Here is a 20,934-nt window from a genome sequence, read left to right as displayed (position 1 = left end):
TCATCGTGTAAATGAATTAACTTTGAGTATTCTTGCTGAATATAAATGATAATTTTTTTAAGATTATCTTGTATTCGCAAAAATCCACACAAGTTGTTCTTTAGTTTTGATTTTAAATAGTGTTAGTCATACTATCGTCTAGTGGATGACTTGAGCTCTCTATTATAACCGATTGGTTTTTTATGTCAAGCTTTTTTTGAATTTTTTTCAATTCGTTTTGACTTTGACTGTTTGATGATCTTGTTGTTCATCGCTGTGTCGCTGTCAGTGATGGCGTATTATACGCTGTTTTGGTGGGGAGTCAAGCAGTAATTTAAAAAAAGTTGGTAAAATTGACAGAAAGTTTTTAAGTATATGATTTTATTGTTATTTTATTATTGAAAAAAGCCAAGCGTGCAATCTTGGCTTTTTCGTTTGCTTTATCAGTGCTTATCTAGCTGCTCATTGCAAGCTTGTGTCGCACTTTAAGCAACAGTCACTTTGGCATATGCCTTTTTACCCGCTTGGATCACCACCGTTTGCCCTGCAGACAGTGCAAAGCTGGCATCGACCACTTGACCATCAACCTTGACCGCACCACGAGACAGCATATCTTTAGCTTGTGCACTGTTTTTGGCAAGATTGGCACCGTTTAGCACTTGGGTGATAAATAGCCTGTCTTGTTCGCCAAGGGCTAAGGTCACTTCTGGTAAATCAACTGGCAGCTCGCCATCAGCTAGGCGGTTGCCGGCTGATTTGTGGGCGTTTTCGGCAGCTTCACGACCGTGGAAACGCTCAATCAGCTCAAGTGCTAGGGTGCGTTTGATCTCTTGGGGGTTGCGACCATTTGCCATCTCATCAAGCAGTGCATTGACTTCATCCATCGGCTTAAAGCTTAATAGCTCAAAATAGCGGGGAATCAGCGTATCTGGCATGGATAGAATTTTTTGGAACATCACGCCTGCCGCATCGTCGATACCGATATAGTTGCCCAGCGATTTACTCATTTTTTGGACACCGTCCAAGCCTTCTAGAATCGGCATGGTGATGCACACTTGGGCTTCTTGGTTGTAGCGGCCTTGTAGCGTGCGACCCATCAAGATATTAAAGGTTTGATCGGTACCGCCAAGCTCCACATCAGCCTGTAGCGCCACTGAGTCATAACCTTGCACCAATGGATACAAAAATTCGTGAATCGCAATCGGCGTCTGTGTCGCATAACGCTTACTAAAATCATCTCGCTCAAGCATACGAGACACCGTCACCTGACTTGCCAAGGCGATCATATCGCCTGCTGACATTTTGCCGAACCATTCTGAGTTAAAGACAATCTTGGTCTTATCTTTATCCAAAATCTTGAACACCTGCTCAGCATAGGTCTTGGCGTTTTGTTGGACTTGCTCTTCAGACAGTGGTGGGCGGGTGTTATTCTTACCGGTCGGATCGCCGATGCGCGCGGTATAATCACCAATCAAAAACAGTACTTCATGACCCAAATCCTGAAAATGACGCAGCTTATTGAGCACCACGGTATGTCCAAAGTGCAAATCTGGTGCAGTCGGATCCATACCAAGCTTGATGCGTAGCGGGCGATTTTCTTTGAGTTTTGCCAATAGATCTTCTTCAGAATAAATGGCTTCAACGCCACGCTTAATCAAGGATAATTGTTCTTCTGGGCTCAAAAAATTACTCATAATCACGCCTATTGATTGTCGATTAATAAAAATTGCCTTGATTATAGCAAAATTGCACAAAAAGTCATCCCTACATTGCCACCAAATCAAAAATTCATACCGCTTCACCCAAAAATTTGCTATGCTAAGCGGCGAAATTTTTAGCTAAATTTGGATAAACCAATGACGCACTCTGATGATTTTTTTGAGCAGATGACCCACTTATTTGATGATAGCGGTGCCAATTTATTGGATGAAGCACCGTATTTTATTGGCATGATGAGTGGTACGAGTCTTGATGGCATGGATGCGGTGCTGTGCGAGTTTTTTGATGATGCTGCGCCAGTGGTCATTGCAAGCCATAGCCTGCCTTTTGATACAGATTTGCGTGATGCCCTACTTGCTTTGACTGCACCAAATGGGGTGGTGGATTATATTAAGGATAATCAGCTGGGTTTTGAAAGTGAGCTGGATGTCTATGGCTGGGCAAGTGTGTATTATGCCAATTTTGCCGCACAAGTGGTGCTAGAGCTACTTGCCAAAGCCAATATCGATAGCGACAAGGTCAGTGCCATCGGCTGTCATGGTCAGACGGTTCGCCATCGTCCAAAGTGGTCGTTTAGCCTACAATTACTTGATCCTAATGTGCTTGCCGAACGCACAGGCATCGCTGTGGTGAGTGATTTTCGTCGTCGTGATATGGCGGTGGGCGGTCAAGGTGCACCGCTGGTGCCTGCTTTTCATCAGGCGATGTTTGGCACAGATAGCAGCGTCAAAGCCGTGCTCAATCTCGGCGGTATCGCCAATATCACCGTGCTTGACCATGACGGTACAGGTACGCCGATGGGCTTTGATACTGGGGTTGCCAATCTGCTCATGGATGCATGGGTGGCTCGCCACACAGGGGCAAGCTATGATAAAGATGGTGAGATGGCGCGCTCAGGCGTGGTGATTGAGCCACTGCTGACGCTACTGCTTAGCCATCCGTTTTTTGAAAAACTTCCCCCAAAAAGCACAGGCCGTGAAGAATTTCACTTGGCGTGGCTCGATGAGATGCTCGCCAAACTCAATCACGATCATCCAGAGCTACGCTACAGTCCTGCCGATGTCCAAGCCACACTCGCTGAACTGACTGCCGTCAGCGCCAGTTGTGATATCGCACGCTTCATCAGCTCAGGTACACTCATCGTCTGCGGTGGTGGTGCAATGAACACCCATCTGATGACTCGCCTACAAACGCACTTATCAACACTCGACGTCATCAATAGTCAGCAGTATGGCGTGCACCCAGCACTCATCGAAGGCATGGCCTTTGCTTGGTTGGCTCGCCAAAACATCCTAGGCCGCACGGGCAATGTCCCTGCCGTGACTGGTGCGGATAAGGCGGTGGTGCTGGGTCAGGTGTGTTTTTGAGCATAGCCCTTGAATAAATAATAATCATTCCTATTTAAATAATGCCCAGACAGTCGTTTGGGCGCTTTGAATATCAAAGCTTACATTTTAAATAGGACAACAATTATGTCAGTCAGCACCCTTCAACTTAGCACCGAAGACGCCGCGCGCATCATCAAACGCTTGGCCAACCATTGGCGTCACAAAATGACCGTCAGCGAACAGCCTCAAGGCACTGTGTTTGAATTTTCGCCGACAGCCACCGCCACTTTGGCATCCGATGAGAATACCTTAAAAGCCACGCTTGTCATCGCCGATGAGGATGCTGATAGCGCCCATGAACAGCAGCTCAAATTGCAGCAAGTCATCCTCAGCCACATCAATCGCATGGCAGGTGTTGACTTTGATGCACAATGGCAAAATTGATCAAGATCCATCACGAGTCAAAACACCCAAACCAAGCACAGTATCAGTCCTAAAACCGCCCTAAGCTGATGCCTCCAAACGCCATCACCCGTCTTAGATTGATCTAAGCAGGTGGCCTTAGGCGACTTGTTAAAGGATTGGCAATTTGCTCAATTAATGGTATCATCACTCATTAAAAATGTAACAAGCTAACAGCTTTTGGGAGGGGTTATGGAATTTCGACAACTTGGCTACTTCATACACCTAGCAGGCACAGGCAGTGTCAGTCAGTCCGCTAAAGTTTTGGGATTATCACAACCTTCTTTAAGCCGTCAAATTCAGCAACTTGAAGAAAATCTACAAGTGGAGCTGTTCGAGCGCCATCATCGCCCAATGGCGCTGACCGATGCCGGTGAATTTCTTTATCGCCATATCAAGCAGCCTCTGCATGAGCTTGAGCAGGCGATGGCTTTGACACGCCGATTCGGTGATGGTCGCCAAAATCGTCTGATCATCGGCTCTGTGGTCTCGGTGCTATATGGTCTGCTGCCCGAAGTCATCTCGCAGCTGCGCCAAGACATCGATGGTAAGCATCCTGATTTTGATATCAAGGTCATCGAGATGAGTTTTGAGCAGCAAGTCACTGCCCTGAAATCTGGCGAGATCGATGTGGGTTTTGGCCGTTTCGTCTGTCATGATCCTTTGATTCATCAAACCTTTTTGCGTCATGAGCCATTTGTCTTGGCAGTACCCAAATGGCATCCTTTGGCACAAAAGCACGAGGCCATCTCGCTGTCTGACTTGGCAAATGACACATTGATTTTGTACCACAAAACCCCGAATCCGCATGCCAGCCTGACCGAAAGCGATCCACTGCTGCAACTGTTTGAACAAACCCAAACCCAACCCAAAAATCACATCCGCGTGCGTGACATCCAAGTGGCCTTGGCGATGGTCGCTGCCAGCGAAGGCTTTACCATCGTCCCTGATAGCCTAAAAACCGTGCGTACTGAGCAGATTTGCTATCTGTCATTGGCGCATGAGTTCACCTCCCCGATGTACATCAACACACTGGCGCATAATCCCATCCCACATTTAGCCGCCCTGCATGGTGCGATATTAAGCGTCTATGAACGGCATCATATCCAAGCGCCAGTGCCTTTTACTGAGGATCACTGAAGCTTGGGCGTATAATTGTATGTTTTTTGTAATCAAAAATCGATCCTACTATACATTTTGTAAATATCGCATGGGCAGTTTATGTGAATTTTCTAAATTGGTATGCATAATTTGCATAATATTTTGAATTAAAAGCCATTGTTTTCGCATTTATAAAACCGCTGTGCTGACAGAGAATGAAATTTCAGGTATAGTTAATCCAAGGGATTTACCCACTAATTAATTCATTATCTACAGCCAAATTCATAAGGGACATGATATGAGCCAGTCAGCCGGTCGCCGTTTCCGCGACGCCATCGCTAGCGAAAAAGCCAACAACAAGCCACTGCAAATTGTCGGTACGATTAATGCCTACACTGCCATGATGGCAACCCAAGTCGGCCACAAGGCCATCTATCTATCTGGCGGCGGTGTCGCCAACGCTTCATTCGGTCTGCCTGACCTTGGTATGACCAGCCTAAACGATGTACTCACCGATGCCACTCGCATTACCAATGCTGTCGATACCCCGCTACTGGTGGACATTGACACTGGTTGGGGTGGCGCATTCAATATCGCCCAAACCATCAAACAAATGGAAAAAGCCGGCGTCGCTGCCGTGCACATCGAAGACCAAGTCGCCCAAAAACGCTGTGGTCATCGCCCAAACAAAGAAATCGTCTCAACTGCTGAGATGGTCGATCGCCTAAAAGCAGCACTTGATGCCAAAGTTGATCCTGACTTTGTAGTGATGGCTCGTACCGATGCCCTATCTGTCGAAGGCTTGGATGCTGCCGTTGAGCGCGCTGTGGCTTTCCAAGAAGCAGGTGCTGACATGATCTTTGCCGAAGCTTTGACCGATATCTCAATGTATCGCAAATTCACTGATGTGCTAGACATTCCTGTGCTTGCAAACATGACAGAATTTGGTCAAACCGACCTATACACCACTGATGAGCTATATGCGGTGGGTGTGGACATGGTGCTGTATCCACTATCGGCTTTTCGTGCGATGAACAAAGCAGCACTCAATGTCTATCAAGTGCTCAAAGATGAAGGCGTACAAACTTCCGCTGTCGATACCATGCAAACGCGTATGGAGCTGTATGATTTTCTCAATTATCACAGCTATGAGCAGAAACTGGACGCCCTATTTGCCAGTAAAAAATAATCGGCACGCCCGCCTGTGTTAGATACCATCCAACTGATTATCTTTGCCATCGCAGGCATTCTGCATGGCATCACAGGCATGGGCTTTCCGATGATAGGGACAAGTGCATTATCCTTTAGCCTGCCCCTATCACAAGCTGTCGCCATCGTCGCCATACCTAGCCTATTGATGAGCTTATTGGTGCTGTGCTCAAACAACAAACAAAGCATCTGGCGTGAGCTGATAGACTATTTGCACCAATACAAACTGCTTGCCATCACAAGCGTCATCGGTGGCATCATCGGTGTCAAACTACTACTGATTTTGCCTGTGGCGTATCTGTATCTGATGATGGCTGTGGTGACTATGTATTATGTCGCACATGGGCTATTGACGCTCATGAACAAAGCCAAACCGCTCACCGTCCCAACGGGTAAGCTTAGCATGAGCCTATTTGGGCTAGCTGCAGGGGTGGTCGGTGGCGCAACCAACGCCATGTCGCCGATTTTGCTGATTTATCTATTTAGCAAAACCGACGACAAAACCACCATCGCCAAAGCCAGCAACCTATGCTATCTGCTTGGCAAAGTAGTACAGGTGGTGATGCTGTGGGGGCAATATGCGGCATTTGATCAGCGTCAATACACCTTACTTGGGCTATTGACCATCGTCTCGATGCTGGGGCTATTTGGTGGCATTTGGCTTCGAGCATATATCAGCGGTACGGTGTTTAAGCTGATGATTTATTTGATATTATTGATACTTGCACTGAAAATCGGACATACAGGTATCATTAAATTTGGAATTTAACCTAAATTGGAATTAACCTAGCAAGCTAAGCCATTAGCAAGCGAATCGCCATCAATAAGGAGATATGACATGGCAGACACCACCCCAACCACCCCAAAACCAAAAAAGAGCGTTGCCCTATCTGGCGTCGCTGCTGGCAACACTGCCCTATGCACTGTCGGCCGCTCGGGTAACGATCTATCCTATCGTGGTTATGACATTCTTGATCTTGCCAAGCATTGTGAGTTCGAAGAAGTGGCTCACTTGCTGATTCATGGTCATTTGCCAAACCAATTTGAACTGGCTGCCTACAAGAAAAAACTCAAAGCCTACCGCAACCTACCGATGCGTGTCCGCCATGTTCTAGAGAACCTACCTGCCCACACGCACCCAATGGATGTGATGCGTACGGGCGTCTCAGCACTGGGCTGTACCCTGCCTGAGCGTGAATCTCAGCCAGCATCAGAAGCTCGTGACATCGCTGACCGCTTGATCGCTTGTCTAGGCTCAATCCTGCTGTACTGGTTCCAATACACCCAAAACGGCAAAACCATCGACCTAGAGAGCGATGAAGACAGCATCGGCGGTCACTTCTTGCACCTACTGCATGGCAAACGCCCAACCGAAGCACAAATCAAAGCGATGCACATCTCGCTTATCCTATATGCTGAGCATGAGTTCAACGCATCGACCTTTACCGCGCGTGTCATCGCAGGTACAGGCTCGGACATCTACTCTGCCATCTCTGGTGCGATCGGTGCACTAAAAGGCCCGAAACACGGCGGCGCTAACGAAGTCGCTTATGACATCCAAAAACGCTATCGCAGTGCTGACGAAGCTGAAGCAGACATCCGTGAGCGTATCGGCCGCAAAGAGATCGTGATTGGCTTTGGTCATCCTGTCTACACCGTCAGCGACCCACGCAATGTGGTCATCAAAGAAGTGGCTCGTGAGCTGTCACAAGAAAGTGGCGATATGCTACTGTTTGATGTCGCTGAACGCCTAGAGACCCTGATGTGGAACGAGAAAAAAATGTTCCCGAACCTAGACTGGTTCTCAGCCGTGTCATACCAAAAATTGGGCGTACCGACAGCGATGTTCACTCCGCTGTTTGTGATTGCTCGTACCACAGGCTGGTCAGCACACATCATCGAACAACGCCAAGACGGCAAAATCATCCGCCCATCAGCCAATTACACCGGCCCAGATGATTTGGCATTTGTACCGATGGATGAGCGTTAATCGCTGATTAACCTGACGCCATAGACAAAAGCCACCTAAAGCCCAAGTGTTTTGGGTGGCTTTTTGGATTGTTTTATTTTTATTAGCCAATTTTTTTTGAAATGGGTAAAATGACTAGCCAACACCATCAAAGGAACAATCAATGAACACTACAAATCCAGCCGTTTTGTTTATTCCAAATTTAATTGGCGATACACAACACTTATTTGATGTGATTAACAAAAATACGCCTTGGGATACTCGATTATCAGCACGCAAAACAGCAAGTTTTGGGGTGGCTTATCAGTATTCTAATCTATTTTATCCAAAAACTGCCATGCCTGATTGGTCATTACCCATTCTAGAAAAAATTCAACAATACTGCCATTTTACACCTAATAATTGCTTAATCAATTATTACAAAGATGGTCAAGACCGTATGGGATTTCATTCAGATGATACTAGCCAAATGCAACCCCATACAGGTGTAGCTATTATTAGTTTGGGGGCAGAGCGTGAAATTGTTTATCAAAGAAAAGATAATCGGACGATTGAAACACGCTATCTTTTAACCAATGGTAGTCTTCTATATATGGATGACACAGTACAAGATACATGGCTACACGCTATTTTAAAAGATGATAGCACAACGCCACGTATTAGTTTAACCTTTAGAAAACTTAATAATAATATAGAAGTTTAGTTTATATTTATCATCATAACTTATTGAATTTAATGGTAAATATAAAATAAATCTAAATGGTCATATTGAAATAGATGAGTAATTTTTGAATAACCAACAGGAGTATAGCCAAAATGACTAGCCAATACCGCAAACCCCTAACCGAAAACATTGATTTTTATGATGCTCGTCAAGCCGTTGAAGATGTCAAAGCAGGCAGTTATGATGGCTTGCCTTATACTTCCAAGGTCTTGGCAGAACAGCTTGTTCGCCGTGCCGAACCTGAAAAGTTGGCTGATTATCTAGGTCAGCTCATCAACCGTGAGCAGACACTGGATTTCCCTTGGTACCCTGCTCGTGTGGTGTGCCATGACATTTTAGGGCAAACGGCATTGGTCGATTTAGCAGGTTTGCGTGATGCCATCGCCGAGCAAGGGGGTGACCCTGCCAAAGTCAATCCTGTGGTACCAACTCAGCTCATCGTTGACCACTCATTAGCCGTAGAATATGGCGGTTTTGACCCTGACGCATTTGCCAAAAACCGTGCTGTTGAAGACCGACGAAATGATGACCGTTTCCATTTTATTGACTGGACAAAAACCGCATTTAAAAATGTCGATGTCATTCCAGCAGGTAACGGCATTATGCACCAAATCAATTTGGAAAAAATGTCGCCTGTGATTCAAAATCGTGATGGCGTGGCTTTTCCTGATACCTGTGTCGGTACAGATAGCCATACACCACATACCGACGCATTAGGGGTCATTTCTGTGGGTGTGGGCGGATTAGAAGCAGAAACAGTCATGCTTGGACATCCGTCAATGATGCGTTTGCCTGACATCATTGGTGTAGAATTGGTCGGGAAGCCGCAAGCAGGCATTACTGCAACGGATATCGTCCTTGCTTTAACTGAATTTTTGCGTAAAGAGCGTGTCGTCGGTGCGTATTTGGAATTTTTTGGTGAAGGTGCGGACAGTATGTCTGTTGGCGACCGTGCGACCATCTCCAATATGACACCTGAATATGGGGCAACCGCTGCCATGTTCTACATTGACCAAAATACCATTGATTATTTGACTTTAACTGGTCGTGAGCCTGAACAAGTTAAATTGGTTGAGCAATATGCAAAAACAACTGGTCTTTGGGCAAGTGATATGGTCAAAGCCGAATATCCAAGAGTATTGCGTTTTGATTTATCAACCGTAACACGCAATATCGCAGGCCCTAGCAATCCACACGCACGTGTCTCTACCAGTGATTTAAAAGAAAAGGGCATTGCGGTAGCGGCTGAACAACGTGCCCCACTTGATGAAAGTGGCTTAATGCCTGATGGTGCGGTCATTATCGCAGCGATTACGTCTTGTACCAATACATCAAACCCACGCAATACTGTCGCAGCTGGCTTGCTTGCTCGTAAAGCCAATGAGCTTGGTCTGACTCGTAAACCTTGGGTGAAATCATCGTTTGCCCCTGGGTCAAAAGCAGCGGCATTATATCTAGAAGAAGCAGGCGTATTGGGTGATTTAGAAAAATTGGGCTTTGGTATCGTGGCGTATGCGTGTACGACCTGTAACGGTATGTCTGGTGCCCTAACGCCGAAAATTCAACAAGAAATTATTGACCGTGATTTATATGCAACGGCGGTACTTTCTGGTAACCGTAACTTTGACGGACGTATTCACCCCTATGCAAAACAAGCATTCTTAGCCAGTCCGCCACTTGTGGTTGCCTATGCGATTGCAGGCACGATTCGTTTTGATATTGAAAATGATGCGTTAGGGTATGCACAAGATGGTCGTGCAATTTATCTAAAAGATATTTGGCCTTCTGATGAAGAAATTGATGCCTTGGTACAGTCTTCTGTGAAACCTGAACAATTTAAGCAAGTGTATATCCCAATGTTTGATTTAGGTCAGGTTGAACAAGCAGAAAGCCCATTGTACAACTGGCGTGAAATGTCCACTTATATCCGCCGTCCACCATATTGGGAAGGTGCTTTGGCTGCTCCACGCACGCTAACGCATATGCGTCCGCTTGCCATTTTGCCTGATAATATCACCACTGACCATTTATCACCATCTAATGCGATTGTGCGTAATTCGGCAGCTGGGGAATATTTGGAAAAAATGGGCGTACCTGAAGAAGATTTCAACAGTTATGCAACGCACCGTGGCGACCATTTAACCGCTCAACGCGCAACCCTTGCCAACCCTAAATTATTTAATGAAATGGTGTTAAATGATGATGGTTCGGTAAAACAAGGTTCGCTTGCTCGTGTTGAACCTGATGGCAAAGTGATGCGGATGTGGGAAGCGATTGAAACTTATATGAACCGTAAACAACCGCTGATTATTGTCGCAGGGGCAGATTATGGTCAAGGTTCAAGCCGTGACTGGGCAGCCAAAGGCGTGCGTTTGGCAGGGGTTGAAGCGATTGTGGCAGAAGGGTTTGAGCGTATTCACCGTACTAACTTAATTGGTATGGGTGTGTTACCACTTCAATTTAAAGATGGGGTCAATCGTAAAACGCTGAAACTTGATGGTACAGAAACTTATAGCGTGATTGGCAATTTAACACCGCGTGGTGATGTGATTCTTGTGGTTGAACGTGCCAATGGTGAAATGGTTGAAGTACCTGTTACTTGCCGTTTGGATAGCGATGCAGAAGTCAAAACCTATAATGCAGGTGGTGTACTTCAGCAGTTTGCAAAAGAGTTTTTGGCGAATGGGTAAGTTGGAAAATATTTAACTTTCTAACAAAGAAATTATAATTGGTGGGAAAATACATACCCACCAATTATACAGGAGAAAATCATGATTAATTTCCTTAAGTTGGGCAGTATTCTTACCCTATTCAGCGTGCCATTTCTCATAAACACCGCAAATGCTAAATTTAACCACACTGGTGTTCAAGTTGGCAAAACTCTAGAAGGTTGCTACCATAATCCGTGCAGTATTGGAAAAGTGAAGCAATTTAAAATTTTGCAAAAAAGCCCTAATCAAGTAATGCTAGAACTAACAATTTTGGGCGGTAGCAGGGAGTTTAATTCTCGCAAAATTACATGGAATAAAAAACCACATAAAACCTATGTTACCTGCTCAAAGAGCAAGCCATCTATTGGGTTAGAAGGCGAAGTGGATGTTATTCCATTAAATCCTGAATTTGTACCCGGTATGCTATATAACAGTGCTCAATACTATCTACAAGCCTGTCACAACTATTATGGTAGTGCCGAAGATGGCGCTAAGCGATTTGGTTATAATGTAACTTTTTAATTCATAGAACAGTTGACAAACAAACTAGGCAAAAAATCTCAAACTCTTGTCCTATGAAGTTCCCATGCATAAAAGCAATACCCATCAAAAAAACACAAGGAGTAATCATGCAAACATCAGTCAAAGCCACTTATATGCGTGGCGGTACTTCAAAAGGTACATTTTTTAACTTAACCGACTTACCTGAGCGTTGCCAAGTGGCAGGCTCTGCTCGTGATAACTTTTTATTGCGTGTGGTGGGTAGTCCAGACCCGTATGGCAAGCAAATTGACGGCTTGGGTAACGGTTCATCTAGCACATCAAAAGTGGTGATTTTATCCAAATCGGACGTGGCAGGTCATGATGTCAATTATCTATTTGGGCAAGTTGCCATTGACAAAGCGATGATTGACTGGTCAGGAAACTGTGGCAATCTTACCGCAGCGGTTGGCAGTTTTGCCATCATGAATGGCTTGGTATCAGCGGATAAAATTCCTACCAATGGCATTTGTGAAGTCAAAATTTGGCAACAAAATATTGGCAAAACCATCATCGCCCATGTGCCGATAGCGGGTGGTCAAGTACAAGAAACTGGCGATTTTGAGCTTGATGGCGTAACCTTCCCTGCAGCCGAGGTCAAGATTGAATTTATTGACCCTGTGGATAGTGATGGCGATATGTTCCCGACAGGTAATTTAGTCGATACTTTAGATGTGCCTGATGTGGGTACATTTGATGTCACCTTGATTAACGCAGGTATTCCAACGGTCTTTTTGCGTGCCAAAGACTTAGGCTTTACAGGTACGGAATTACAAAAAGACATCAACTCAAATAGCGAAATTTTAGCAAAATTGGAAAAAATCCGTGCCTACGGTGCGGTCAAAATGGGCTTAATTGCCGACATCAGTGATGCCGAAACTCGCCAACATACGCCAAAAATTGCGTGGGTTGCATCTCCTACCGATTATGTGGCATCAAGTGGTAAGACCGTCAAGGCAAGTGACATCAATTTGCTCGCTCGTGCTATGAGTATGGGGCAGCTGCATCATGCGATGATGGGGACAGCTTCAGTTGCGATTGGTACAGCAGCCACGATTGTGGGGACACTCGTCAATGAAGCAGCAGGCGGACAGGCGATGCGTGAGGTGCGGTTTGGACACCCATCAGGGACGCTTTTAGTTGGCGGTCAGTCAGAACTCACTGATGGTAAATGGCTTGCCCGTAAAGTGTCGATGAGCCGTTCGGCTCGTAGGCTTATGACTGGTGAAGTGTGGGTGCCTGCCGATAGTTTTTAATATCAGCGATACATTTGGCGTCAGCAGCGTTGGCTCTGGCGCTTTTTATTGTGCATTGATTGTCGGTGATTTATGTATCGAGCCAAGCTAATAACACATGGGATGGTGCTTTGCCCACGCCGCGCATAAGCCAAAACTCTGGCATTTATCCGACCACTCAGCATATAATAAGCCATCTCCCACACGGTAGCTGTTCATGAATTTACCCACGCTCGATGTCATCATCCCCTGCTATAATGCCGCCGCCACGCTAGATCGTGCTGTGCACAGTGTCCTTAGCCAAACTGCCTGTCGTCATATCATCTTGGTCGATGATGGCTCAAGCGATGACACGCCTACCATCATCACCAAATTATGCCAAGAATTTCCCAAGAAACTCATCAGCTTATCCATGCCAATCAATGGCGGTGTCGCCAAAGCTCGCAACTATGGTGCATTATCAAGCACTGCTGATTTGGTGGCGTTTTTGGATGCCGATGATGCCTATGAGCCGAGTGCACTTGATGTCGTGCCAAGTGTGTTTTATTTTATGCCAAACCTAAGCCTGCTACGCCTTGCCCTGCGTCCTGTGGATTTGGCGGCTCGTTATGCCGAGCATCCTGAATTGGCAAAAGTGTGGGATATTTTGCAGATGACCGTCGGCGGCAATATGATTTTTCGCCGAAGTGTATTTTTGGCGTGTGGTGGCTTTCCCCAAGATGAGCTATTTCGCACGCTTGGCGGTGAAGATGGGGCGCTTGGCATTGCCTTAGCTGAGATGACGGCGGTCGGTACGCTGTTTGATGATACGCACAAAGGCGTCCTGCATTATTGCCGTGATGGGATGCACGCCGAGCGACTGCTTGATGCATATTTATTTGGCAAACATGACCCACGCATCACACCAGACTCTGCCGCCTATGCGCGCACCACCACCGAGCGTATCAAGGCACAATTAGCCGCCATCCGCCCCATCATTAATGAAGATGCCATCGGTCGTCGTCCGCTGATTTTGGAATATGGTAAATGATAGATTTGCGCCACTGCGTTTGTGTGTTACAATTTGATGCAGTGCCCATTGGCTAATTTTCCCATCAAAAAAAGAGTTTATCATGCACCAAATCGACCCTGAACTACTTGCCAAATCCAAACACTGGCGCAACGACATCCACTTTCGCCAAGAAGTGCTTGGCAAGCCGTTTGAATTTACCAGCACTTGGGGGATTTTTAGCCCCGAAAAGTTGGATGAAGGCAGTCTGATGCTGCTTGATTATATTGATTTTAAACAAGATGATAATTCCATCGATTTGGGCTGCGGCTATGGCGTGCTTGGCATGACCGCCGCTCGTGAATGTCCAAACGGTCAGCACCTACTCATCGACAAAGACTTTGTTGCTGTCGAATATGCCAAATTAAACTGCCAAAAAAACGGTCTGACCAACGCTGAAGTCATGCTCTCAAACGGCTTTTATCATGTCGATAAAACTCGTCAATTCAGTCTTGTGATGAGTAATCTGCCTGCCAAAGCCAGTAAAGAGCAGCACTATCTGTACTTACTAGATGCTTACAATGCGATGGCAGATGGCGCTAGATTTTATGTCGTGACCATCAATGGGCTCAGAGATTTTATGAAACGCTCATTCACCGAAGTATTCGGCAATAGTGATAAAATCAAACAAGGCAAAACCTACACCATCACCATGGCAATCAAGGAATAAACTGCCATCCATTCACCAAAGGGACTCTATGAACACTGCCCAACTGCACTGGCAACACAGGCTGTCCACCAAGCGATTTCGATATCATCACGATGGTCAGATATCACTGGCCATCCCCCAAGATACGGATGATAGTAGCCGTACCAATTTTCATATCGACTATGATCGCGTGGTGTTTAGCCGAGCTTTTCGCAGACTGGGTCGCAAAACTCAAGTACATCCCTTTGCCAAATCCGACCACACGCACAACCGCCTGACACACAGTGTCGAAGTCGCCAGTGTCGGGCGTAGTATCGGCAATCATGTTGGCAACGCTTTGCTGCAAGCAGGCTATCTACCTGATGGCTACACACCAAGCAATATCGGCACCGTGGTGCAGGTGGCGTGCCTTGCCCATGACCTTGGCAATCCGCCATTTGGGCATACTGGTGAAGCAGCGATTCGAGAATGGTTTGGCAATCCCAAGCACGCACATTTTTTGGATGGTCTAACGGCTGACGAACGGGCAGATATCTGTACTTATGAAGGCAATGCTCATAGCCTACGCACGGTGCTTAGCCTTGAGATGTACAAAAACCAAGGCGGTATGCGTCTGACTGCCGCTAGTGTCGGTGCGCTGATCAAATACCCTTGGGGTAGCCGTCATCCAAGTGGCAAAGGGCAGAAGTTTAATATCTACCAAAGCGAACTGCCCCTGTTTCATCACATCGCCGATGCCCTTGAATTGCCAACACTCGATGGCAATCGCTGGGCAAGACATCCACTGTCGTATCTGATGGAAGCTGCTGACGACATCTGCTATGCCCTGCTTGATCTAGAGGATGCGGTCGAACTTGGCTTGATTGGCCTAGATGAATTTAGCCAGATTCTAAAGCCACTGATTAACATCGATAAGCTTGCCACCATCAAACACCCCGACCAGCGCTGTGGTGCGATGCGTGGCTCTGCCATCGGTCGTGCGGTCGAAGGGGTGGCAACTGCCTTTATGTCACATCATGATGAGCTGCTCACAGGTGCATTTATGCACAAAGATCTGCTTGCCGTCTGTGATGACGCCATCCAAACCACGCTCAAAAATGCCAAAAAACTCGCCGCCGCCAAAATTTTTCGCCACGACAGCAAGCTTGTCACTGAGATTGCCGCCTTTGGCTGTCTGGGTGCGATATTGGATCTGCTGATTCCTGCCATCCATGCCAAGCATCAAGGCAGTTATCTTAGCACCAAGCATGAGCTGGCGCTTAATTTGCTTAGCTTTGATCAATCAGCCGCTCACACGCTGTATGATGACTATATGAGCGTACTGGATTTTATCTGTAGTCTGACGGATAACACCGCTGCCAGACTGGCTCGTGACATCTCAGGGGTTGGGATGATTTAGGTATTCGTAAATCCAAAACCCGCCCAAATAAAAAAGCTGTTTTGCACCCAAAACAGCTTTTTTATTGATTGAGCCATCAAAACTGTGCTTGTACCCCAATCACGCCTGCTGTGGTAATCTTAAACTCATAACGATTCACCCCCCCCATTCAAAAAACAACACTTTTTATCACAACCCATTCTCATCCGATAGCTGCTCTTAGCATGGGAATATTTATCACTGCTAGAATCATTATCATTTAGATAAAAATAAATTTATTTTTAAAAATATTTCAATTTCTTCAGCTTCGCTTAAGCTTTGGCGGTTATACTGCACACATCCACCAAGCACGGTGGGTTTTTCAAACTACTGACTCTTTTTACAAGGAAACTTTTTATGAAAGCCATCAAAACCATTACCCTAGCCTTGACCGCTATCGTCGCCAGCACCTCTGCCTTTGCTGATGCAACTTGCCAAAGCTACCCACAAAATGAGCGTATTGCACAAAAAAACCTTTGAACAAGCATTGATCAACAAAGGCTTTATGGTCAAAAACTTCAAAGTCAGTGGCAATTGCTATGAACTATACGGCAAAAGCCCAAAAGGCAAAAAAGTCGAAATGTACTTTGATATGAAAACTGGCAAAATCGTCAAAAGCGAAATCGAATAATCGACAACTCTAGGAGAATCATCATGAACACCACCGTCAAAGTCTGGGATTTGTGGGTGAGACTAACTCACTGGACGGTCGCTGTCGGCGTCTTAATTAACTTATTTGAGCTGACCGAAGAAGGTAGCACATGGCATGAATATGTCGGCTATGCGGTGGCAGCGATTGTTGTTTCTCGCTTGATTTGGGGTTTTATTGGGACAAAATACGCACGCTTTAGCGACTTTTTCCCAACACCAAACCGCATCAAAAACCACCTAACATCCATCAGTGGCAACGGTAAAAAACATCTAGGGCACAACCCATTTGGTGCATTGATGATGTTTGCCCTATGGGGCGTCATCATCGGTCTTGGTGTGACTGGCTATATGATGGGCATGGATGCTTATTGGGGCGAAGAATGGTTACAACAGCTGCATGAGCTACTTGCCAACAGCCTGTATGTGCTGATTCTAGTGCACGTGTTATCTGCCATCGGCATGGGTTTTACCCAAAAACAAAACCTTGTCAAGGCGATGATTACTGGTAAGAAGACAGTGCATCATGATCACTGATGGCATCAAACCATCGTCTGCTGACCATCCCCCACAAACGGTACACACGCCTGCCACGCCGTGCAGTCTTGATTTGTCTCACGGCGGATATAATACTCCTCAACCATGCGCGCCTGCTGTTCGATGCCATAAGCAAAAAAGCTTTTACCATCACGCAGTGTATAGCGATATCGACGGTTCAAAAGTGCCCGCCAAAACACCGCCTTACCCTGCTGCGCCTGCCACACATGGGTCAGCTCATGGATGAACCACGCACGCTTGGCCAAGGTTTCACATGAAACATCTATCATCCAGTCATCAGGGTGAAAATAAATATTACCATCTGGTGACACCGCATAGCCTGACAGCACCCACCATGCGGTCTTAAGCTGAATGCTCTCAAGGTCGATGGCATCACCAAACACGCTTTTGGCAAGCTGTTTTTCGCCATCGCTCAAAGCTCTGCTCTGCGGACGAAAAGTAAAAGGATTACTAAACATATGAATTGCTAAACACTGATATGGCTGATGTGCGGATGAATAAAGACTGTCAAATGTGCTAAAATACCACAAACCACAACCAAAACCAACCATCGATGAAACCCTTAGCCGAACGAATGCGTCCCACCACACTTGCCGATGTCATCGGACAGACGCACCTTTTGGGGGAGAATGCCCCTTTGACCAACATCATCCGCCAAGGGTTCTTGCCATCAATCATCTTGCACGGCTCAGCAGGCATCGGCAAGACCACCATTGCCATGCTGCTCGCCCATGCGGTGAATCGCCCCTTTCGCCCCTTATCTGCGGTCAGTAGCGGTGTCAAAGAGCTACGAGAAGTACTCAGTCATGACGATGGACTGTTTCATGAGCCGCCTGTGGTGTTCGTCGATGAGATTCATCGCTTTAATAAAGCCCAACAAGATGCACTACTGCAAGCGGTCGAAACTGGCGAAATTACCTTTATTGGTGCAACCACCGAAAACCCATCATTCAGCGTCAATAATGCACTACTCTCCCGCTGTCAGGTGTATAAGCTACATCCGCTTGAGCCGCATGAAATCACCGCACTGATTAAGCGCGCCATCCAAAAAGACGCCATACTTAAACAAAAACAAATTATTATCAATGATTTAACAGCACTGATTGACCTATCCCAAGGCGATGGACGGCGAGCGCTGAACCTACTAGAGCTCGTCGCAGCCGGCAGTGAGCCTGTGATTGTTGATAATGACAGCGTCACGGCGGTGGCAGGTCAATCCTTGGTACGCTATGACAAATCGGGCGATAATCATTATGATCTAGTATCAGCGATGATCAAATCCATCCGTGGTAGTGATGCCGATGCTGCCTTGTACTGGATGGCTCGGATGCTCACAGCAGGCGAAGATGCCGCCTTTATCGCGCGTCGCCTAGTCATCGCCGCCAGCGAAGATATCGGACTTGCCAACCCAAACGCCCTATTGATCGCCGATACTGCTTTGCGTTCGGTACAGTCAATCGGTATGCCAGAAGCTCGGATTATTCTTGGTCAAGCGGTGGTCTATCTTGCCAATAGCCCCAAATCCAACACAAGCTACAACGCCATCAATGCCGCCATGAAGCTTGCCGAAACCGACCAATCGCCCGTGCCACTACATCTGCGTAACGGTGTCACCAAGCTCATGCAAGCGGACGGCTATGGTGTCGGCTACATCTATCCACACGACTATCCCAATCACTACCACCCACAGCAATACCTGCCAGATGCTCTGCTCGGCACTCGCTTTTATCAGTTTGGTGATAATCAAAAAGAACAAGCCAGCTATGCTTTTATCAATTGGCTAAAACAAGGCAGTACATGAAAATTTCCCAAAATCCACTGACAATCCTTTATAATAACTCAATCACCCCGATATAAACACGATAATCACAACAGGTAATTATTATGACAATGAACAGCATCACCGAGATCATCGAAGACATCAAACAAGGCAAAATGGTCATTCTCATGGATGACGAAGACCGCGAAAATGAAGGCGATTTGATCATGGCGGCAAGCCACATCACCCCTGAAGCGATCAATTTTATGATTACTCATGCGCGTGGGCTTGTGTGCTTGACACTGACTGAAGCGCGTTGTCAGCAGCTTGATCTGCCATTGATGAGTGATAAAAATGGTGCCAAATTCAGCACCAATTTCACCCTATCCATCGAAGCTGCCGAAGGCGTCACCACAGGCATCTCAGCATCAGACCGTGCCACCACCGTGCGTGCAGCTGTCGCCCCCAATGCCAAGCCAACCGACATCGTACAGCCAGGGCATATTTTCCCCATCATGGCAAGAAAAGGCGGTGTCTTGCACCGTGCCGGACACACCGAAGCAGGCTGTGATTTGGCGCGCCTAGCAGGACTTGAGCCAGCATCGGTGATTGTTGAGATTATCAAGCCAGATGGCGAGATGGCACGCCGTGATGACTTAGAAATCTTCGCCAAAGAACATGGGCTAAAAATCGGCACCATCGCTGATTTGATTCAGTATCGCATGGCAACTGAGCAGACAGTGAGCGAAGTTGAGCATTTCCCGATTACCACTGAGTATGGCGAATTTACCGCTTATCGCTTTAGTGAGTTTGGTTCAGATGATGTGCATTTGGCATTTGTCAAAGGCACGCCAACAGCAGGCGGCATCAGCACTGTGCGTGTGCACAGCTTTAATCCGATGAAAGATTTGTTCGGCATCCATACCACAGGTAGTCACTGGACTATCCAAAACGCCCTTGCTGAGATTGCTGACAGCGAGCATGGCGTGCTGGTGTGGATTGGTCATGGTGATGAGATGGGCGTGGCAGATGCATTCGATGCATTAAAGACTACCACCAATCCTAGCAGTCAAAACCACCGTGCGCCCTATCAGACCATCGGTGTCGGTGCACAGATTCTAAAGCACCTAGGCGTAACCAATATGCGCCTGCTGTCAAGTCCAATTAAGTTCAATACCTTATCTGGCTTTGATTTGAACATCGTTGAGACGGTGGATAAATGAGATAAAATAAAACAGCCAGCACGGCTGTTTTTTTACAGTTCTGTAAGGTTGTTAAGCCACTACAACCGAACCCATACCACACTTACACAGCTACAACCCAAAAGGCCAATTATCTTAGCTACAATACACTTAAGGCATAAGTTTGGATCAAATGACGCATGGTTATTTGACTTGCTTATAAAGTAAATTAGGAGTAATAATTATGATTTGGACATTGATTGTTGGTTTTGTTGTCGGTCTGCTTGCTCGCGCCATCAAGCCAGGTGCTGACAGCATGGGCTGGATCCTAACCATCGTTTTGGGTATCGCTGGCGCTTATGTCGGTTCGTTCATCGCTGGCTTGTTTGGCATGAGTGCCAATCAGGGCTTTGGCTATCTGGTGTTCTCGGTGATCGGTGCCATCATCATTTTGTTCATTTATGAGCTATTGACTGGTAAGCGTCGTCGTCTATAATCCTTGGATGTCAATTATCTGATATCTAAAGTCCCTAATAAATGATGAATCATTGATTCTAAAAACAAACCCCGTACCAATGAACCGACCCCCAATTCTTAGACACCAGTTTAAGATTAACGGTTAAGGTTTAATAAAGGACTGAGTTCTGTATTGTACAGGACTCAGTCCTTTTAATTTTACTTTTATTCTATCATGATT

Annotated in this window: 22 protein-coding genes; 19 read left to right on the top strand and 3 right to left on the bottom strand. The window is 46.3% G+C overall.

What is annotated here, in order from left to right:
• Nucleotides 1–464: 464 nt before the first annotated feature.
• Nucleotides 465–1,673 (bottom strand): tyrosine--tRNA ligase, encoded by a 1,209-nt coding sequence (gene tyrS / locus AZ602_RS09280; RefSeq protein ID WP_103034656.1) that lies wholly within the window; start codon nt 1,671–1,673, stop codon nt 465–467.
• A 162-nt stretch (nt 1,674–1,835) separates the two neighbouring features.
• On the opposite strand from tyrS, the gene AZ602_RS09275 reads away from it, so the two are divergent.
• The 16 genes from AZ602_RS09275 to AZ602_RS09205 all read left to right on the top strand — a co-directional run bounded on the left by AZ602_RS09275 (nt 1,836) and on the right by AZ602_RS09205 (nt 17,276).
• Nucleotides 1,836–3,065 (top strand): anhydro-N-acetylmuramic acid kinase, encoded by a 1,230-nt coding sequence (locus tag AZ602_RS09275; RefSeq protein ID WP_103034655.1) that lies wholly within the window; start codon nt 1,836–1,838, stop codon nt 3,063–3,065.
• A 105-nt stretch (nt 3,066–3,170) separates the two neighbouring features.
• Complete coding sequence (locus tag AZ602_RS09270; RefSeq protein WP_103034654.1) at nt 3,171–3,470, top strand: DUF2218 domain-containing protein; 300 nt, start codon at nt 3,171–3,173, stop codon at nt 3,468–3,470.
• Between the two features lie 210 nt (nt 3,471–3,680).
• Nucleotides 3,681–4,628 (top strand): LysR family transcriptional regulator, encoded by a 948-nt coding sequence (locus AZ602_RS09265; protein ID WP_103034653.1) that lies wholly within the window; start codon nt 3,681–3,683, stop codon nt 4,626–4,628.
• A gap of 259 nt (nt 4,629–4,887) precedes the next feature.
• The gene (gene prpB, locus AZ602_RS09260; RefSeq protein ID WP_103034652.1) at nt 4,888–5,778 is read left to right on the top strand and encodes a methylisocitrate lyase; all 891 of its coding nucleotides are present in this window, start codon (nt 4,888–4,890) and stop codon (nt 5,776–5,778) included.
• 15 nt (nt 5,779–5,793) lie between these two features.
• Nucleotides 5,794–6,567: a sulfite exporter TauE/SafE family protein gene (locus AZ602_RS09255; RefSeq protein ID WP_103034651.1), complete on the top strand. Its 774-nt coding sequence runs from the start codon at nt 5,794–5,796 to the stop codon at nt 6,565–6,567.
• Between the two features lie 69 nt (nt 6,568–6,636).
• Nucleotides 6,637–7,788, top strand: coding sequence for a 2-methylcitrate synthase (gene prpC / locus AZ602_RS09250; RefSeq protein WP_078318401.1), 1,152 nt, complete (start codon nt 6,637–6,639; stop codon nt 7,786–7,788).
• Nucleotides 7,789–7,930: 142 nt separating this feature from the next.
• Nucleotides 7,931–8,470 (top strand): alpha-ketoglutarate-dependent dioxygenase AlkB, encoded by a 540-nt coding sequence (locus AZ602_RS09245; RefSeq protein WP_103034650.1) that lies wholly within the window; start codon nt 7,931–7,933, stop codon nt 8,468–8,470.
• 113 nt (nt 8,471–8,583) lie between these two features.
• On the top strand, nt 8,584–11,181 hold the full coding sequence (acnD, locus tag AZ602_RS09240) for a Fe/S-dependent 2-methylisocitrate dehydratase AcnD (RefSeq protein WP_103034649.1): 2,598 nt from the start codon (nt 8,584–8,586) through the stop codon (nt 11,179–11,181).
• Nucleotides 11,182–11,262: 81 nt separating this feature from the next.
• A complete protein-coding gene (locus AZ602_RS09235; RefSeq protein ID WP_103034648.1) occupies nt 11,263–11,724 on the top strand; it encodes a hypothetical protein in 462 nt (153 codons plus the stop codon).
• A gap of 107 nt (nt 11,725–11,831) precedes the next feature.
• A complete protein-coding gene (gene prpF / locus AZ602_RS09230; protein ID WP_103034647.1) occupies nt 11,832–12,998 on the top strand; it encodes a 2-methylaconitate cis-trans isomerase PrpF in 1,167 nt (388 codons plus the stop codon).
• Between the two features lie 196 nt (nt 12,999–13,194).
• Entirely contained in the window at nt 13,195–14,007 is an 813-nt protein-coding gene (locus AZ602_RS09225; protein ID WP_103034646.1) for a glycosyltransferase family 2 protein, read from the top strand.
• A gap of 82 nt (nt 14,008–14,089) precedes the next feature.
• Complete coding sequence (locus AZ602_RS09220; RefSeq protein WP_103034645.1) at nt 14,090–14,695, top strand: class I SAM-dependent methyltransferase; 606 nt, start codon at nt 14,090–14,092, stop codon at nt 14,693–14,695.
• 28 nt (nt 14,696–14,723) lie between these two features.
• Nucleotides 14,724–16,073 (top strand): deoxyguanosinetriphosphate triphosphohydrolase, encoded by a 1,350-nt coding sequence (locus tag AZ602_RS09215; RefSeq protein WP_199174116.1) that lies wholly within the window; start codon nt 14,724–14,726, stop codon nt 16,071–16,073.
• A gap of 375 nt (nt 16,074–16,448) precedes the next feature.
• Nucleotides 16,449–16,571, top strand: a complete 123-nt coding sequence (locus tag AZ602_RS10335) for a hypothetical protein (protein ID WP_255409096.1) — start codon at nt 16,449–16,451, stop codon at nt 16,569–16,571.
• Nucleotides 16,543–16,722: a PepSY domain-containing protein gene (locus AZ602_RS09210; protein ID WP_199174115.1), complete on the top strand. Its 180-nt coding sequence runs from the start codon at nt 16,543–16,545 to the stop codon at nt 16,720–16,722. Before AZ602_RS10335 ends, AZ602_RS09210 begins: the two co-directional genes overlap by 29 nt.
• Nucleotides 16,723–16,745: 23 nt before the next feature.
• Nucleotides 16,746–17,276 (top strand): cytochrome b/b6 domain-containing protein, encoded by a 531-nt coding sequence (locus tag AZ602_RS09205; protein ID WP_103034644.1) that lies wholly within the window; start codon nt 16,746–16,748, stop codon nt 17,274–17,276.
• A gap of 5 nt (nt 17,277–17,281) precedes the next feature.
• Here AZ602_RS09205 and AZ602_RS09200 read toward each other — a convergent pair whose 3' ends face one another.
• Nucleotides 17,282–17,755 (bottom strand): type IV secretion protein Rhs, encoded by a 474-nt coding sequence (locus AZ602_RS09200; protein WP_199174114.1) that lies wholly within the window; start codon nt 17,753–17,755, stop codon nt 17,282–17,284.
• Nucleotides 17,756–17,850: 95 nt separating this feature from the next.
• Between AZ602_RS09200 and AZ602_RS09195 the strand changes: the two genes are divergently transcribed.
• From AZ602_RS09195 to AZ602_RS09185, 3 genes are all read left to right on the top strand, one after another.
• Nucleotides 17,851–19,098 (top strand): replication-associated recombination protein A, encoded by a 1,248-nt coding sequence (locus AZ602_RS09195; protein WP_103034643.1) that lies wholly within the window; start codon nt 17,851–17,853, stop codon nt 19,096–19,098.
• A gap of 83 nt (nt 19,099–19,181) precedes the next feature.
• The gene (gene ribBA / locus AZ602_RS09190) at nt 19,182–20,279 is read left to right on the top strand and encodes a bifunctional 3,4-dihydroxy-2-butanone-4-phosphate synthase/GTP cyclohydrolase II (RefSeq protein WP_103034642.1); all 1,098 of its coding nucleotides are present in this window, start codon (nt 19,182–19,184) and stop codon (nt 20,277–20,279) included.
• Nucleotides 20,280–20,481: 202 nt separating this feature from the next.
• Nucleotides 20,482–20,733 carry a GlsB/YeaQ/YmgE family stress response membrane protein gene (locus AZ602_RS09185; RefSeq protein ID WP_103034641.1) on the top strand — a complete coding sequence of 84 codons (252 nt, stop codon included), beginning with the start codon at nt 20,482–20,484 and terminating at the stop codon, nt 20,731–20,733.
• A gap of 123 nt (nt 20,734–20,856) precedes the next feature.
• On the opposite strand, the gene AZ602_RS09180 is transcribed toward AZ602_RS09185, so the two are convergent.
• Nucleotides 20,857–20,934 (bottom strand): IS3 family transposase (locus AZ602_RS09180; RefSeq protein ID WP_146025225.1); only part of this gene is annotated, 78 nt, incomplete at its 5' end.

This window comes from Moraxella sp. RCAD0137, assembly GCF_002894025.1.
GTDB classification, from domain to species: domain Bacteria; phylum Pseudomonadota; class Gammaproteobacteria; order Pseudomonadales; family Moraxellaceae; genus Moraxella; species Moraxella porci.
The sequence above is the reverse complement of the archived record's forward strand: the minus strand, read 5'-3'. Positions and strand labels throughout refer to the sequence as shown.

Bases quoted from the DNA above. Each gene is read 5' to 3' on its own strand.
- tyrS (WP_103034656.1), bottom strand. From the start codon at position 1,673: ATGAGTAATTTTTTGAGCCCAGAAGAACAATTATCCTTGATTAAGCGT.
- AZ602_RS09275 (WP_103034655.1), top strand. From the start codon at position 1,836: ATGACGCACTCTGATGATTTTTTTGAGCAGATGACCCACTTATTTGAT.
- AZ602_RS09270 (WP_103034654.1), top strand. From the start codon at position 3,171: ATGTCAGTCAGCACCCTTCAACTTAGCACCGAAGACGCCGCGCGCATC.
- AZ602_RS09265 (WP_103034653.1), top strand. From the start codon at position 3,681: ATGGAATTTCGACAACTTGGCTACTTCATACACCTAGCAGGCACAGGC.
- prpB (WP_103034652.1), top strand. From the start codon at position 4,888: ATGAGCCAGTCAGCCGGTCGCCGTTTCCGCGACGCCATCGCTAGCGAA.
- prpC (WP_078318401.1), top strand. From the start codon at position 6,637: ATGGCAGACACCACCCCAACCACCCCAAAACCAAAAAAGAGCGTTGCC.
- AZ602_RS09245 (WP_103034650.1), top strand. From the start codon at position 7,931: ATGAACACTACAAATCCAGCCGTTTTGTTTATTCCAAATTTAATTGGC.
- acnD (WP_103034649.1), top strand. From the start codon at position 8,584: ATGACTAGCCAATACCGCAAACCCCTAACCGAAAACATTGATTTTTAT.
- AZ602_RS09235 (WP_103034648.1), top strand. From the start codon at position 11,263: ATGATTAATTTCCTTAAGTTGGGCAGTATTCTTACCCTATTCAGCGTG.
- prpF (WP_103034647.1), top strand. From the start codon at position 11,832: ATGCAAACATCAGTCAAAGCCACTTATATGCGTGGCGGTACTTCAAAA.
- AZ602_RS09225 (WP_103034646.1), top strand. From the start codon at position 13,195: ATGAATTTACCCACGCTCGATGTCATCATCCCCTGCTATAATGCCGCC.
- AZ602_RS09220 (WP_103034645.1), top strand. From the start codon at position 14,090: ATGCACCAAATCGACCCTGAACTACTTGCCAAATCCAAACACTGGCGC.
- AZ602_RS09215 (WP_199174116.1), top strand. From the start codon at position 14,724: ATGAACACTGCCCAACTGCACTGGCAACACAGGCTGTCCACCAAGCGA.
- AZ602_RS10335 (WP_255409096.1), top strand. From the start codon at position 16,449: ATGAAAGCCATCAAAACCATTACCCTAGCCTTGACCGCTATCGTCGCC.
- AZ602_RS09210 (WP_199174115.1), top strand. From the start codon at position 16,543: ATGAGCGTATTGCACAAAAAAACCTTTGAACAAGCATTGATCAACAAA.
- AZ602_RS09205 (WP_103034644.1), top strand. From the start codon at position 16,746: ATGAACACCACCGTCAAAGTCTGGGATTTGTGGGTGAGACTAACTCAC.
- AZ602_RS09200 (WP_199174114.1), bottom strand. From the start codon at position 17,755: ATGTTTAGTAATCCTTTTACTTTTCGTCCGCAGAGCAGAGCTTTGAGC.
- AZ602_RS09195 (WP_103034643.1), top strand. From the start codon at position 17,851: ATGAAACCCTTAGCCGAACGAATGCGTCCCACCACACTTGCCGATGTC.
- ribBA (WP_103034642.1), top strand. From the start codon at position 19,182: ATGACAATGAACAGCATCACCGAGATCATCGAAGACATCAAACAAGGC.
- AZ602_RS09185 (WP_103034641.1), top strand. From the start codon at position 20,482: ATGATTTGGACATTGATTGTTGGTTTTGTTGTCGGTCTGCTTGCTCGC.